Below are 14,530 nucleotides of genomic sequence, written 5' to 3' on the forward strand. Positions count from 1 at the left end.
GCGTTGAGCGAGCCGACAGACGAAAAGGCCACTCGCGCCTGGGTTCTGCACCCCGATATCCAATCAGACCGTAATCGCAGGGATGCGTCCTATGCGCTGGAGGAAGCGGTGTCTTTGGCGAGGGCGCTGCCGGGGCTTGAGATTGCCGGAGCAACCAAAGTCCCACTTCCAAAGAAACGGGCGGGGTTCCTGTTTGGATCAGGCAAAATTAAAGAACTCGGATTAATTTTTGAAGAGGCCGAGGTTGAACTCGTTTTGATCAACGGGCCAGTAACCCCTGTTCAGCAACGGAATCTTGAGCGCGACTGGAAAGTAAAAATTCTGGATCGCACCGGGTTAATTCTGGAAATTTTCTCTGATCGCGCGCGCACCCGTGAAGGTGTGCTCCAGGTTGATATGGCAGCCTTATCATATCAGCGGACGCGTCTTGTGCGGGCCTGGACCCACCTTGAGCGTCAGCGTGGCGGGCTTGGCTTTGTCGGCGGGCCTGGAGAAACCCAGATCGAGGCGGACAGACGCGCGATTGACGAACAAATCGGGCGGATCAAAAAGCAGCTTGCTAAGGTTGTTAAAACCCGTGAACTGCACCGCGCGTCCCGCGCAAAGGTGCCATACCCGGTTGTTGCTTTGGTTGGCTATACAAACGCAGGGAAATCTACGCTGTTCAACCGGCTGACGGGGGCAGAGGTTTTTGTAAAAGATATGCTCTTTGCGACGCTTGACCCGACAATGCGGGCAGTCACACTGCCGTCTGGTCGCGATATCATCTTGTCCGACACGGTTGGTTTCATTTCCGACTTACCGACCCAACTGGTCGCGGCCTTTCGCGCCACGCTTGAAGAAGTTCTGGATGCAGACCTGATCTTGCATGTACGTGACATTTCGCATTCAGAGACAGAGGAACAGGCGCAGGATGTGAACGGTATTCTGACAGAGCTTGGTGTCGAAGGCATCCCCGAAATCGAGGTCTGGAACAAGATCGACCTTTTAGAGGGCGATGCACGCACCGCCGTTGAGACACAAGCGGATCGACAAGAAAATTGCTTTGCTGTCTCCGCAATTGGTGGTGAAGGATTGGATGACCTTCTTGATGCGGTCTCTGAAGAACTGACTGACCCGAAAACAGAGACTGAATTTTTGTTGCCATATTCCGAGGGCCGGAAAAGAGCCTGGCTTTTCCAGGAAGGACTTATTCAACGCGAAGATCAAACCGAAGACGGTTTTCTTTTGCGTGTTCTCTGGACAGAACGGCAGGAGCAGAAGTTTAACGCTTTGTAATACTCGTTACCTTTCCGGACGTAACCAAGTGATACCCGCAGCTGCGGCGCGGGCGAGATCAGGATCAAGCGACATCGGAATATATTCCCCGCGGCGCCACAGTTCACCGAGGTCATCATAATGGCGGGAAAGCGGATGCCCCGACTGTCCGGTTGAGATCACAAAGACAGAACTGTCCGGATCGGCAAAATCATAGACCCCCCGAAAACCCGCACCGTGTACATTCAGAAACGGGTTGCGCCCCGAACCTGAGGTGCGGCCACGCATCAAGGTGTTGTCGCCGCCACTTGTAGACTGTCGGATGTTGACGAACCAGGACAAGAGCGGCACCTGACCAAGAACCTCGTGATCTTGCGTGGCTTGGTGCAGATCCCCCCAACGCAGGTATTCCAGCGTGCCGCCGTGATTTTCTTCAATCCAGAGAAGCGCATCATCAAGCGATTGCCTTGCTGCGTCTGCGCAGGTTTCGATCGGGGCCGACTGGATGACATCGCACCACTTTGATGCACCGTCCACATCACGATAGACCCGCTCAATAAAGAGCGGTTCCACGTGGTTATATTCCTGAGCCAAAGGTCCAAGTTCATCCCGGATCAACCTGTCTTGCAACGCACGCATCCATGCGGCGTAGATCAGTGGTTCGGGAAGATGTTCATTCATTTCTCCGTTCCACTCGGCAAGTAGAGTAAGCGCACGCTGGCGCACGCGTTCGGTTGTACCATCTGCGGCAGCTTCACCAGTAAACCATAGGTCAGCTGCAACAAGTGGCAACAATGCCCGGGCAGAGAAGCTTACGGTATCAAGCTGTGCTTCGATGAAACTGTCCCGGGTGTGCACCTCACGGTTTTGCATCAGATGCTGCCAACGTTGCACGCGCTGTGTATCTCCCCAGACGTAACTGATGTGGAAAGGGAAGGGGCGATCGATCAGTTTATTATTCGTGTTTCCAAGCAACCCGCCTTCGGGTGCTACGAATTCCGGGTTTACCCGATAGCCCGCTCGGCCCTGCCAGCGATTTACCGCCCGCCAACCCGGGCTTGGCAAACGACCCTTGCTTTGATGCCGTGCTGCGCGAGACGGAACTGCGCCAATCGTTTTCAGAGCGATCGTATCACCATCGACAAGCGTCAGGTTGAGCGAAGGGGCTATGAACCTTTCGCCTGCTGCTATCCCGTCGGAAACTGTCTTAGCCCGCATCAGGGAGATTGCAGAGCTCATCGTGGTGTCATTGGGCGACAAGACCGTCCAGGAGATGGAAGCAACATGCCCCGGTGGTGTAATCGATCCCAGATCATAATGACTTGGAGGTAGGACCGGGCCATTTTCTGTCCAGCGCAATGTCAAAGGAATGTCCGGCCCATCTTTGACCCGGATGACCGATTGACTGGTTTGAAACACCTTGAACCCATGTGGTGTCTCGTATTCTTCCGGATTTTTTGGGTTAAGCTTTTCAACAAAGACATCCAGATCATCCAGATAGGACGCGGTCACACCCCATCCAAGATAGTCGCTGCGCCCCGTAAGGACAGACGGTATGCCCGGTATAGTTCCGCCAATCACACCACCGTCAGAAAGTTCCAGACGTGCGAGGTACCAGATGGCTGGCGCGGTAAAGCCAAGATGCGGATCATTTGCCAAAAGGGTAGAACCGGCCGCTGAACGTTCAGGTGCTGCAGCCCAGGCATTGGAGGCTCCGGCGAACGCGCGGCGTTTGAACGGCGAAAGCCAGTTTTCAGCAATGCGTAAAGATTCGTTCGATGGGACCGCTGTCGGGAATAGCGCTGCATAGTCCGGCAAAGCGGCAACCCCGGTTCCGGGCGCATCCGGCAGGATATCGCGAAGTCTATCTTCTGACAGGACCAGCGACAGACGGGCCCTCAGAACTTCTTCTTCCAGATGTGGCGACAGTTGCAGCGCCATTAGTTTTACAAGCGCCAGAGAATCCGCTGGTTGCCACGGTGCGATTTCCTTGGAGAACAAAAAGAATTCCGGCGCACCACGACCAAGTGCATCGTTGTTTATCCGCGCGAGCCATGCATTCACACCGGCAGAGTAAGCCTCGAGTGCTTTGCGTGTAGGCGCATCCTGAACCAGAACAGACTGCTGCGCGAGATTGTAAAGATCCAGTCGTCTAAGCAGTTCATCCACCGGAACAGTGCGTTCGCCAAATAGTTCCGACAGGCGCCCCTGTGCGGTACGGCGCATTAAAATCATCTGCCAAAGCCGGTCTTGTGCGTGAACAAAGCCAAGTCCGAAAAAGGCATCCGCATCATTTTCAGCAAAGATATGCGGTACCGATGCGTTGTTTCGCACGATCTCGACCGGTGCCGAAACGTCGCGAGTTGTATAGTTCATGTTGTAGTCTGGCAGTGATCGGCTCGCCAGATAGTAAATGACTGCAACACTAAGACCAGCGAACAGCAAAACCGTACCCAGCAGCCTCATCAACCAGCGAAACAGTCGTGACATCAGGTATCCATGCGTTGGCGCAAGTCTGGCTTCATTTCACTAAAACAAAGAGGGAGTGAAGGCAATCGCAAGCAAGTAAACAAGGATAATATGTCCTTCTGCAAAAAGCTTTACTTCTTTCGAATTTGGGCACAACTGCCTTGGCGACAGTTACAGCGAAAGCCGTCGCCAAGCGCAAAAAAGACATCGGGCTTACGGAATGATACGTGTATATTTTGTGCCTTCAAGTGTAGCCCCAACAAGTAGGCCTGCCTGCCCGAAGATCACGGCAATCACCGGATCAAGAACGGTTGTAGTCTCAACACCCAGGTTGCCCCCCTGATCTATGGCGGCATATTCCATATCTGCACCGGCGGCCCAACCGCTCGAGCGGCGAAAGGTCTCCAACGCTTCATTTGTCATGAAAAACAAAACATGTGAAAACTGCTGTGCGCCGATCTGGAGGCCGATCGAAGCAGACGTGGCAGAATAGTAATCAACCGTCACATCGTTGATCTGAAGCGCGCCACGCCCGTAACTACCGCCAACACCAAAGCCAGCCTCAGTCATCAGAGGCATCACCAGCATGCCGGTGGATTTATCCCTGAGATCGCGTGTGCCAGGGTAGGTTGCATACATATGGTTGAGTGTACCCGCGACCCGCGCATCGATCGACTCGGCACCATTGCTGCCAATACCATTTCCACATGCAGCGGTTGTTGCCGCTACGGCGCCTGCACTGACGATAAAGCTACGACGTGAATAACTGCTCATTTTTTGATGCCTTTGATAATGCCTGACGATGTGCCGGCCTTATTCTGGCCGATCCTGCACGTGACTATACGGCATAGATAGTGGTCTGTCACCAGATGTTGTGGAATTAGGCGAGAAATTGCACTAATACTTAGCCTTGAAGAATACGCGCGGCTTCCGGGGCGAAATAGGTCAACACACCGTTACAACCTGCTCGTTTAAAAGCCAAAAGACTTTCAAGCATAACCTTTTCACCATCAAGCCAGCCATTTTGGGCCGCGGCTTTGATCATCGCGTACTCACCTGAGACCTGATAGGCGAACGTGGGCACGCCAAATGTGTCTTTAACGCGCCTGCAAATATCAAGGTAAGGCATACCGGGTTTGACCATCACCATGTCGGCCCCCTCCATCAGATCACGTTCGACCAGACGAAGCGCTTCGTCGCTGCTGCCGGGATCCATCTGGTAGGTTTTTTTGTCACCTTTTAACGCGCTGCTGGCGCCCACCGCATCCCGAAACGGGCCAAAGAAGGCGCTGGCATATTTGGCGGTGTAGGACAGAATCGAAACGTTTTTGTGCCCCTCGGCCTCAAGCGCATTGCGTATCGCACCAATCCGCCCGTCCATCATATCGGACGGACCCAGTATATCCGCGCCGGCCTCTGCCTGCGCCAGAGCCATTTTCACAAGCGCTTCGACCGTTTCGTCGTTCACAATTTCGCCATCGACCACAAACCCGTCATGTCCGTTGGCATTGTACGGATCAAGCGCGATATCAGTCATGACCGCGATTTCGGGAACCGAATTCTTGATCTCGCGAATTGCACGGTTCGACAAATTATCCGGGTTCCACGCGTCTTCGCAGCTTTCGGTTCGTTGCGCGGCTTCGGTGTAAGGGAAGATGCAAATCGCTGGTATGCCAAGCGCAGCCGCTTCTTTTGCAGCTTTTGAAACCTGATCGACAGAGAGTCGTTCCACACCTGGCATGGAACTGACTGCGTCACGCTCGCCCTTACCATCACGCACAAAAACCGGCCAGATCAGATCATCGACCGTCAAAGTGTTTTCCCGGGTCAAAGCGCGCAGCGCTTCAGATTTGCGTGAACGGCGCAGTCGTGCGGCTGGAAACGGTGCAATTGTTGGTCGCATGGGGTTGCTTTCTTTCATTTTCTTCTGCGTCGCACGGATTGGCATGCATCTCAAGGGTGGCATCCGGACAAAAGCGCAGATAATGTCCGCCGAAACACGCTATGAGGGATTGCGAGTGAACTGGTATCTGAGTGTCTTTGAACTGATTGATATGCGGTCTTTCTCGAATCTCTGGTTCTGGATTTCGCTTGCTGTTGTCTGGTCGTCTGCCAGCCATTGGATTCTGGGAGTTCCATATGACATGGTCCTGCGTGCGAAACGCAATGGTGATCAGGCAATGGTTGATCTCGAAGATATGGTGCGCATCAACTCAAGACGGCTGCTTTATATTGCACGGGTGTCGGGTTTGTGGATTCTTGGGATCGGGTTTTTTATTCTGTCGAGTCTTGCAATTCTCGGTTTTTATTACTGGATCGAATTCGCACAGGCGGTGTTTCTGCTGGCGTTCCCGATGTCTGGTGTCGGGTTGCTGAGCTTGTCCACCGCACGCCTGATTGCAGATGTTAAACCGACGGGCGAGGAGCTTTGCCAAAGGCTTCACCGCCATAGGATATGGACGCAGGTTATTGGTATGGTGTCCGTTTTCGTCACGTCGCTTTGGGGTATGTACCAAAATGTTTCGGTCGGTGTTTTAGGCTGAGACTGAAACAAGCAGCACCAAAAATAGGGTCACTGAATGTCTGCCAATCACATAACCGCTGGCGGAGCCCCCGAAGGGTTTGACGCACAGATCATCGCCTCGGAGCTGGCGAAAACCGGCGGGCCGATTCTTCATATTGCACGGGATGATAAGCGGGTCGCCGCAATGCAGGCGGCGCTTGCGTTCTTTGCGCCCGATGCCGTAGTTATCCATTTTCCCGGGTGGGATTGTCTTCCGTTTGACCGGATGTCACCAAATCCTGATGTGTCGGCCACGCGTATGGCAACACTGGCGGGGCTTGCCCACGGCATGCCAAGGCAGTTCATTCTGCTAACCACCTTAAACGCAGCAACGCAAAAGGTTCCGGCGCGCAGCATTTTGAAAGAAGCCGCTTTTTCAGCACAGGTCGGCCAACAGATAGACGAGTCTGCCTTACGCAACTTTCTGACGCGTATGGGGTTTAGCCAAACCCCAACGGTGATGGAACCCGGCGACTACGCAATTCGGGGGGGAATCATCGATATCTATCCTCCGGGCGAAAGTGGGCCGGTACGTTTGGATCTGTTCGGCGATGTATTGGATGGTGCACGACGATTTGACCCCGCAACGCAGCGCACAACTGAAAAGCTAAGCGTGATCGAGCTGGCCCCGGTGTCCGAAGTGATACTGGATGATGCATCGATCACCCGGTTCCGACAGAACTATCGCATCGAATTTGGCGCTGCGGGAACGGATGATCCGCTTTATGAAGCGATCAGCGCCGGGCGCAAACATCATGGTGTAGAGCATTGGTTGCCGTTTTTTCACGAACGACTAGAAACCCTTTTTGACTACCTGCCGGACGCCAGCGTATTTCTGGACGATCAGGTAACGCCAACACGCCTTGCGCGGTGGGACTCGATTGCAGATCAATACGAAACCCGTCATCTGGCGCTGAGTGAAAAAGGCAGGATGGATACGGTCTATAAACCGGTTCCGCCCGAATTGCTTTATCTGGACGACACCGCCTGGAACGCGGCGATTGATGGGCATCGTGTTATCGAAATGCACCCGCTACCACGCGCGACCGGGCCCGGCGTCATCGATGCAGGAGGGCGGATCGGTCGAAATTTTTCGCCAGAACGTCAACTTGAAAATGTAAGCCTTTTTAGCGCCTTAAAAGGTCATATTAATGCTATCAGACACAACAGCCAGGTAATTCTCGCAAGCTATTCAGAGGGCGCACGGGAGCGCCTGCAGGGCTTGATGGCTGACGAGGGCCTGACCAGCACCAATCTTATCAAAGATTACCGCGATGTCCCTGACGGAACAGGCGGTGTGCACCTTGCGGTCTGGGCGCTTGAGCATGGCTTTGTCGCGAAAGGGCTGACCGTCATCTCTGAGCAGGACGTGCTGGGTGACAGGCTGATCCGAGCGCCAAAACGTAAAAGACGCGCGGAAAACTTCCTGACAGAAACACAAAGCCTCAGCCCGGGCGATTTGATCGTCCATGTCGATCACGGCGTTGGGCGCTACAAGGGCTTGGAAACCATAACAGCGATGAGCGCGCCGCATGAATGCATCGCGCTTGAATACGCAGGCGGCGACCGTTTGTTTCTACCTGTTGAAAACATTGAACTTCTTTCAAAGTTTGGCCACGAAGAGGGGTTGTTAGACCGCCTTGGTGGTGGCGCATGGCAGGCCAAGAAAGCCAAACTTAAAGAGCGTATTCGTGAAATAGCTGACAAGCTGATCCGGCTTGCTGCGGAACGCGCCTTGCGCCGTGCGCCGATCATGGAACCACCCCATGGTATGTGGGAGGCGTTTTCAGCCCGTTTCCCCTATCAGGAAACCGAAGACCAACTGCGCGCGATCGAGGATGTTCTGCACGACATGGGTTCGGGTCAGCCGATGGACCGGCTCATTTGCGGTGACGTAGGCTTTGGAAAGACTGAGGTCGCAATGCGGGCCGCGTTTATCGCAGCACTTTCCGGCGTCCAGGTTGCCGTCATCACCCCAACAACACTTTTGACTCGCCAACATTACAAGAGCTTTTCTGACCGCTTCCGGGGTTTTCCGGTAGAGGTGCGGCAGTTATCGCGATTTGTGTCAGCAAAAGAGGCCGCCGCCACAAAAAGCGGGCTGGCTGATGGAACGATCGATATTGTTATCGGAACCCATGCACTGCTTGCCAAGACCATTCGCATCAAGAACCTTGGTTTGCTGGTCATAGACGAAGAACAGCACTTTGGCGTGACCCATAAGGAACGCCTGAAGGAAATGCGCAGTGACGTTCATGTTCTGACGCTTACGGCAACCCCGATCCCGCGAACCTTGCAAATGTCGCTGTCCGGGGTGCGTGACCTTTCCATCATTGGCACGCCCCCTGTCGACCGTCTGGCAATCCGCACTTACGTCAGCGAATTTGATACGATCACGCTCAGAGAAGCCCTGTTGCGGGAACATTATCGCGGCGGGCAAAGCTTCTTTGTTGTACCGCGCATCAAGGACCTGCCAGAGATAGAGGCGTTTCTGGCAGACCAGGTGCCTGAAGTCAGCGTTGTTGTCGCCCATGGGCAAATGGCAGCAGGTGAGCTCGATGACAGGATGAACGCCTTTTACGACGGCAAGTATGATGTTTTGCTGGCAACGACGATTATAGAAAGCGGGTTGGATATACCAACAGCCAACACGATGGTTATTCACCGGGCGGATATGTTTGGCCTTGCACAGCTTTACCAGATACGGGGCAGGGTGGGGCGTTCCAAGACCCGGGCTTATGCTTACCTCACCACCAAGCCTCGCAGCCCGTTGACACCAAACGCTGAAAAACGCCTGCGTGTGCTTGGCAGCCTTGATGCACTGGGCGCCGGGTTCACGCTGGCCTCGCAAGACCTTGATATCCGGGGGGCGGGCAACCTGCTGGGTGAAGAACAATCGGGTCAGATGCGCGACGTTGGATATGAACTTTACCAATCCATGCTGGAAGAGGCGATTTCCAAGATCAGATCGGGCCAACTGGAAGGTGTGGTCGATGGTGACGGCCAATGGGCGCCTCAGATCAACCTGGGTGTACCCGTGCTGATCCCGGAAAAATTTGTTCCTGACCTTGATGTGCGTCTCGGGCTTTACCGACGTCTTTCTGGCCTAACGACAAAGGTGGAACTGGAAGGCTTCGCCGCCGAACTTATTGATCGTTTTGGCAAGCTGCCGAAAGAGGTGAACACCCTGCTGCTGGTTGTGCGGATCAAAGCGATGTGCAAACGCGCAGGTATTGCCAAGCTTGACGGTGGTCCAAAAGGCGCAACCATCCAGTTCCACAACGATAAATTCGCCTCACCCGAAGGATTGGTAGATTTCATCCATGCCCAGAACGGGCTGGCGAAAGTACGCGACAACAAGATTATCGTGCGGCGTGACTGGAAAAGTGAAGCCGACAAAATTAAAGGCGCCTTTGCGATTGCCCGCGATCTGGCAGAAAAAGTCGTCGCGAAAGAAAAGGCCGCAAAGGCGCGCTGAGTTTTTAGACCGCGCCGGTGTATTCACCGCGGGCAGGGTAGCCGTTGGCAACTGCGAAATCGATTGCGCCAAGCAGTTCTTTAAAATGAGGCCGCACAAATGGCATGGTCTGGACGGACATATAATAAAGCGACTGATCCTTGTTCACCATGAACAGGCCGGGTTCAGAGAAAAGCGCAGGCTCCTCAATACCAATCGAGGTTTTGCCGCGAGAGGTCGAGATATAAAGCCCCCATTCACGCGCCTTTTCGAGCGACAGGTCATAGCCAAAGCGAAGGTTTTTTGTCTTCATTTTGTCCGCCATGTCTTGCGCGCGCTCCACACCATCTGAGCTGATCGCAACCGTCTTCACACCGCGCTCTTCAAACTCTGGTGTCAGGCGCTCAAGTTCGGCAAGATAACCTGTGCAGATCGGGCAATGCAGTCCGCGGTAAAAGCAAACGACAGTTCCAAGATCTGCACCGTCGGTCGCAAGATCAAACTGGCCACCCCCAAGAAGAGGTACCGTAAGTTCAGGGGTTTTTTCGCGGGGTACAAGCATTTTCTTATCCTTCTACGCTGTGTCTCGATGAATTCATTCCTTGTCTATAGACCACTAATGGTCGTAAAAGTGACGTAATATACGATAATACGTCCTGACAAGGGTAGCTCAGATGTCTCTTGATCGGCTCGCTTCGCTCGTTAAATTCTTGCAGATCAAAACTGTTTCGGCGCCTCCTTTGCGGGACGCAGGTTTTTTTGTTCTGAAGAATAAAGATGGATATGTTCTTGCGACATCCAGCCATGGCGTACGGTCAGACACGATTCTTGCTGTACGGTTCTCAAACACAGGCGCGCTCGATTCCCTGCTGACGGCTGTTGGCTGCCATAGCCATCCGGTCGCGCCCGAAGATGCAATTTATCCCATTCTGGAACTTTGCGAGGCGGAACTGCAAAGGCCCAGATGTGGGGCTGAAACCTTGATGGCAGGCTATGCGGAGGTGCTTCTGATTCACTTCCTACGCAGCGCTATAGAATTTGGTCGTGCCGAGGTTGGCGTATTGGCCGGTTTGTCTGATCCACGTCTTTCGCGGGCATTGGTCGCTATCCATGATCAGCCGGGACGAAACTGGAACACCGATGATCTGGCAGCGGTGGCTGGTATGTCGCGGTCTGTGTTTATGGCACGTTTCCGTGCGGTGATGGGTGATCCCCCTATGGGATACCTCAGGCAATGGCGTCTGGCGCGGGCGCGTGACGAGATTATTGCCGGAGCACGGGTGAACGAGGTCGCGTTGCGTTACGGCTATGGTTCGGCCGATGCCTTCGCACGCGCATTTCGAAAAGCTGAGGGAGTATCCCCCTCTGATTTGCGCAGACAGGCCGCCTAGATATGGTTGTGTTTTACACGTTCCAGGTTTTTCATCCGGCGCATGAGCAGGCTTGCAAGAACGGAACAAGCGAACGTGCCAATTGCCAGCGGCAATGGCGTTCCATCGAAAGCCAATCCTATTGGCGCAGCAATCACCACGGCCAGCACAGTTGATACAGCCCCGATAATTGATGCCGCCATTCCGGCGATATGACCCATGGGTTCCATCGCCAAAGCATTCAGGTTGCCGATTGTCAGACCAACCATAAAGAAAATCGATGTCGTCCAGATAAAGAAGGCCGGAAAGTAAGCCCATACCGGCCAGAGGTCGAACCCCGTCACCAGCGCCATCGTTCCGGAAAACGCAACCTGACCAAGAAGCGCGATGCCGATAAGGTAGCGCATTCCCAGACGCACCACCAAGACTGCATTCACAATGCTTGCGGATGAGGCAATCACAGCGGTTAGACCAAACCACAGAGGGAAGTAAGTGCTTTCACCAAAGGTAACATCATAGATCTGCTGTGTGGACGAAATGACCGCCATTAAAATGCCAAATGTCAAGGTTTGCACCATCGTTGACAGAACAAACATCTTGCTGGCTGACACTTCCTTTAGTGCGTTTTTAAAGTTGAAAATGCGAAGCGGAATGCGTGCAGTGCGTGGCAATGTTTCTGTCTGCCTGAACGCCAGCCAAAGCCCGGTGGCCGTCGCAAAGATAACGAAGGCAGCATAGATTCCGCGCCAGCCGAAATAATGAATGATCACAGCGCCTAGCGACGGGGCAATCGCCGGAACGAGCGAAAAGACAAGCATGGTAAACGACATGATTTTTGCCATCTGGCGGCCTGCATAAAGGTCCCGGATAATTGCCAGTGCAACAACTCTTGGCCCGGCAGCACCAAGCCCTTGCAGGGCGCGTGCGGCCAACATTGTCTCCAGGCTTTCGGTTTGCCAGGCAAACCAGGCCGCGAAAATGTAAAGCGCCGAGCCGCTTAGAAGCACACGTTTACGACCAAAGGCGTCAGAAATCGGTCCGGTGAAAAACGTCCCGATTCCCATTCCGAAAACGAAGCTCGTCACAACAAGCTGCGCGCGGTTCAGTTCTGTTGGTGACAACTCTTTGCCGATTTCGGGCAGCGCCGGCAACATCGCATCAATCGAAAACGCGATGGTCGCAAACAACATCGCCATCAAGGCGACGAATTCTACAATGGGCAGGCGCTGCGGCATAGATCTCAGTCTTTTATCTGCTCAAGAATCTCTTCAACAACTTCACCCCAGAGTTCAGGAGGTTGTGCGCCGCTCAAAACGTGCTGATTGGCCACGATGAAGCAGGGAACCCCGCTTACACCACGTGCGCGCGCGTGTTCGTCGCGTGCGCGGATGTCGTCGCTGTCCGCATCTCCGGACAACAAATGCCGCACCATGGCAGGGTCCATTCCAGCCTTTTCGGCTACATCGACCAAAACATCAGTGTCGCCAATGTCACGCCCCTCTTTGAAATATGCGCGGAACAGAGCGGATACGACGGGTGTCTGACGCCCCTCAAGCCCTGCCCAATGAATGAGTCGATGTGCGTCAAGCGTATTTGGCGTACGTGTCATCGCAGCAAAATCAATATCAAGCCCGGCTTCTTCCGCCGTTTTGGCGATGGGTCCGTAAACACGAAGCGCGCCTTCCTGGCCACCAAACTTTGCTTCCAGATACTCCCGCCGATCCATGCCTTCGGCGGGCATATCCGGATTCAGTTGGAAGGGATGCCATTCAATATTGAATGGGTGCTCAGGATGCGCTTCAAGTGCGCGATCCAGGTAGGATTTTCCGATATAGCACCATGGGCAGATCGGGTCGGATAGGATATCAAGCTTGACCATGGAGGTCCTCATATTCTTGTCTTAATGCGCGCCTTAGCAGCTTGCCGTTTGCGCCTTTTGGCAAAGTTTCCACCCGTACAAATAGCCGTGGTGTCTTGTAGCGGGCCAGCCGGGTCGCGGCAAAGCGGTTCAGGTCGTCGTCCGTCAGGGGTTTATCTGCGGTATAAAAAGCCGCAATCACTGTAGTGTCTGCTTTTACGCGAACTTCTGCAACTGCGGATTCATGCACATCCGGGTGAGCATTAAGCGCAGATTCAACTTCGATCGGGGAAACCCGGAAACCGCCAGCATTCATCATATCATCCGCGCGGCCCAGATAGGTGATTGCACCATCCTTTGCCATAGACACAGTGTCGCCGGTAACAAACCACTCGCCTATAAATCGCGATTTGGTTTCATCTTCGGCGTTCCAATACCCAAGCATCAAACCGGGATCTCGATTTGAAACTGCCAGTGTTCCTAGTGTATCTGAGGGCACCAATGCACCCGTTTCATCCAAAACCGCAATGCGGCGGCCCTGCTGCGGATAGCCGAAACTGCGTTTTGAAGGTGGATGGTCCGGGCAACCCGATACAAAGGTTGAACATTCCGACATGCCGTATGCTTCAAAAATTTCGGTGCCCGTGGCTGTGCGCCATCGTTCCTTGGTGCTGATGGGTAGCTTTTCACCGGCTGAGAACCCATGACGCAGCTGAGGTGCGTCAATCGTTTCGTTTGTTTTCAACAACTGCCGATAAACCCCGGGGGCCGCTGCAAATAAACTTGCCTTATGGGCCCGTATTAATTGGGGAAACGTGGTTGAGTCCGTCCCGGGACATGGGATCAGCGCTGTTGCCCCTTTTGTCCAGGGGTCCATCAAACCGGTGCCAAGCGTGTAAGTCCAGTTAAACGCTCCAGCATGCAACAACCGGTCGTCCTGCCGTAAACTATACCATCCATCCCACATCATGCGACGCGCCCATATAGCGCGGTGTGCGTGGCAAACCGCGCGTGGCTTTCCCGATGTGCCAGACGTGTAGATGACGTAGCCTAGACGTTCGGGGTCGCCCAGTATGAAATCAGCCATGGGTAACGACTGCATCGCAACCATAACCTCTTCAGTTACCACCCTGCAGGGTGGATCTGACGGGTAGGGGACCCCGGAGGCCGCAATAATTAGCTTTGGTTCAATCTCGTGAATGATCTTGCCGACCTCATACTCGGTAAGCTGCGCGGCTGTCGGCACCGGTATCAAATCAACTGCAATACATGCGAGAAAGGCGATTGGGAATTCCACAGTATTGCCCAACCGCATCAAAACGCGGTCTCCGGGCTTCAGGCCAAGCTCTTGCAACCCTGTTGCAGTTGCGCGAACTACCTTTTCCAGTTCTGAATATGTCCAGACCTCTGAACGATCCGGAAACAGAATTTCAAGCGCTGGTTTTTCTGGCAGCGTTGCCGCCGAACCCAATACATAAGCCGCCATGTTGAACGGGTCAGGGCAGGGGGCTGGCGGGCCTTGGTCAAACAAAGAAAACATGAATAGTCTGCTACGC

General features: G+C 53.9%; 11 protein-coding genes. 4 read left to right on the top strand and 7 right to left on the bottom strand.

Features of this window, described 5'->3' with window-relative positions:
- Positions 1 to 3 precede the first annotated feature (3 nt).
- Positions 4 to 1,278: a GTPase HflX gene (gene hflX / locus J4E70_RS05005; RefSeq protein ID WP_213887989.1), complete on the top strand. Its 1,275-nt coding sequence runs from the start codon at positions 4 to 6 to the stop codon at positions 1,276 to 1,278.
- A gap of 6 nt (positions 1,279 to 1,284) precedes the next feature.
- On the opposite strand, the gene J4E70_RS05010 is transcribed toward hflX, so the two are convergent.
- The 3 genes from J4E70_RS05010 to hemB all read right to left on the bottom strand — a co-directional run bounded on the left by J4E70_RS05010 (position 1,285) and on the right by hemB (position 5,629).
- Positions 1,285 to 3,747 (bottom strand): penicillin acylase family protein, encoded by a 2,463-nt coding sequence (locus tag J4E70_RS05010; protein ID WP_213887990.1) that lies wholly within the window; start codon positions 3,745 to 3,747, stop codon positions 1,285 to 1,287.
- A 192-nt stretch (positions 3,748 to 3,939) separates the two neighbouring features.
- Complete coding sequence (locus tag J4E70_RS05015) at positions 3,940 to 4,500, bottom strand: lipid-binding SYLF domain-containing protein (RefSeq protein WP_213887991.1); 561 nt, start codon at positions 4,498 to 4,500, stop codon at positions 3,940 to 3,942.
- Positions 4,501 to 4,630: 130 nt separating this feature from the next.
- Complete coding sequence (gene hemB / locus J4E70_RS05020) at positions 4,631 to 5,629, bottom strand: porphobilinogen synthase (protein ID WP_213888153.1); 999 nt, start codon at positions 5,627 to 5,629, stop codon at positions 4,631 to 4,633.
- Positions 5,630 to 5,711: 82 nt separating this feature from the next.
- Between hemB and J4E70_RS05025 the strand changes: the two genes are divergently transcribed.
- Positions 5,712 to 6,269: a component of SufBCD complex gene (locus tag J4E70_RS05025; protein WP_246531613.1), complete on the top strand. Its 558-nt coding sequence runs from the start codon at positions 5,712 to 5,714 to the stop codon at positions 6,267 to 6,269.
- Between the two features lie 36 nt (positions 6,270 to 6,305).
- The gene (gene mfd, locus J4E70_RS05030) at positions 6,306 to 9,767 is read left to right on the top strand and encodes a transcription-repair coupling factor (RefSeq protein WP_213887992.1); all 3,462 of its coding nucleotides are present in this window, start codon (positions 6,306 to 6,308) and stop codon (positions 9,765 to 9,767) included.
- Between the two features lie 4 nt (positions 9,768 to 9,771).
- Here mfd and J4E70_RS05035 read toward each other — a convergent pair whose 3' ends face one another.
- On the bottom strand, positions 9,772 to 10,308 hold the full coding sequence (locus tag J4E70_RS05035; RefSeq protein WP_213887993.1) for a peroxiredoxin-like family protein: 537 nt from the start codon (positions 10,306 to 10,308) through the stop codon (positions 9,772 to 9,774).
- 112 nt (positions 10,309 to 10,420) lie between these two features.
- Between J4E70_RS05035 and J4E70_RS05040 the strand changes: the two genes are divergently transcribed.
- Complete coding sequence (locus tag J4E70_RS05040; RefSeq protein WP_213887994.1) at positions 10,421 to 11,137, top strand: helix-turn-helix transcriptional regulator; 717 nt, start codon at positions 10,421 to 10,423, stop codon at positions 11,135 to 11,137.
- Here the strand turns inward: J4E70_RS05040 and J4E70_RS05045 are convergent.
- Genes J4E70_RS05045 through J4E70_RS05055 form a run of 3 tightly spaced genes read right to left on the bottom strand, consistent with a single transcriptional unit; the run spans position 11,134 to position 14,514 of the window.
- Entirely contained in the window at positions 11,134 to 12,351 is a 1,218-nt protein-coding gene (locus J4E70_RS05045) for a multidrug effflux MFS transporter (protein WP_213887995.1), read from the bottom strand. The two genes, J4E70_RS05040 and J4E70_RS05045, sit on opposite strands and share 4 nt — an antisense overlap.
- Before the next feature lie 5 nt (positions 12,352 to 12,356).
- Complete coding sequence (locus J4E70_RS05050) at positions 12,357 to 12,995, bottom strand: DsbA family oxidoreductase (protein ID WP_213887996.1); 639 nt, start codon at positions 12,993 to 12,995, stop codon at positions 12,357 to 12,359.
- On the bottom strand, positions 12,982 to 14,514 hold the full coding sequence (locus J4E70_RS05055; RefSeq protein WP_213887997.1) for a class I adenylate-forming enzyme family protein: 1,533 nt from the start codon (positions 14,512 to 14,514) through the stop codon (positions 12,982 to 12,984). The genes J4E70_RS05050 and J4E70_RS05055 overlap by 14 nt, the downstream gene beginning before the upstream one ends.
- Positions 14,515 to 14,530: the final 16 nt, after the last annotated feature.

This window comes from Pseudohalocynthiibacter aestuariivivens, assembly GCF_018457175.1.
Classification (GTDB): Bacteria; Pseudomonadota; Alphaproteobacteria; order Rhodobacterales; family Rhodobacteraceae; genus Pseudohalocynthiibacter; species Pseudohalocynthiibacter aestuariivivens.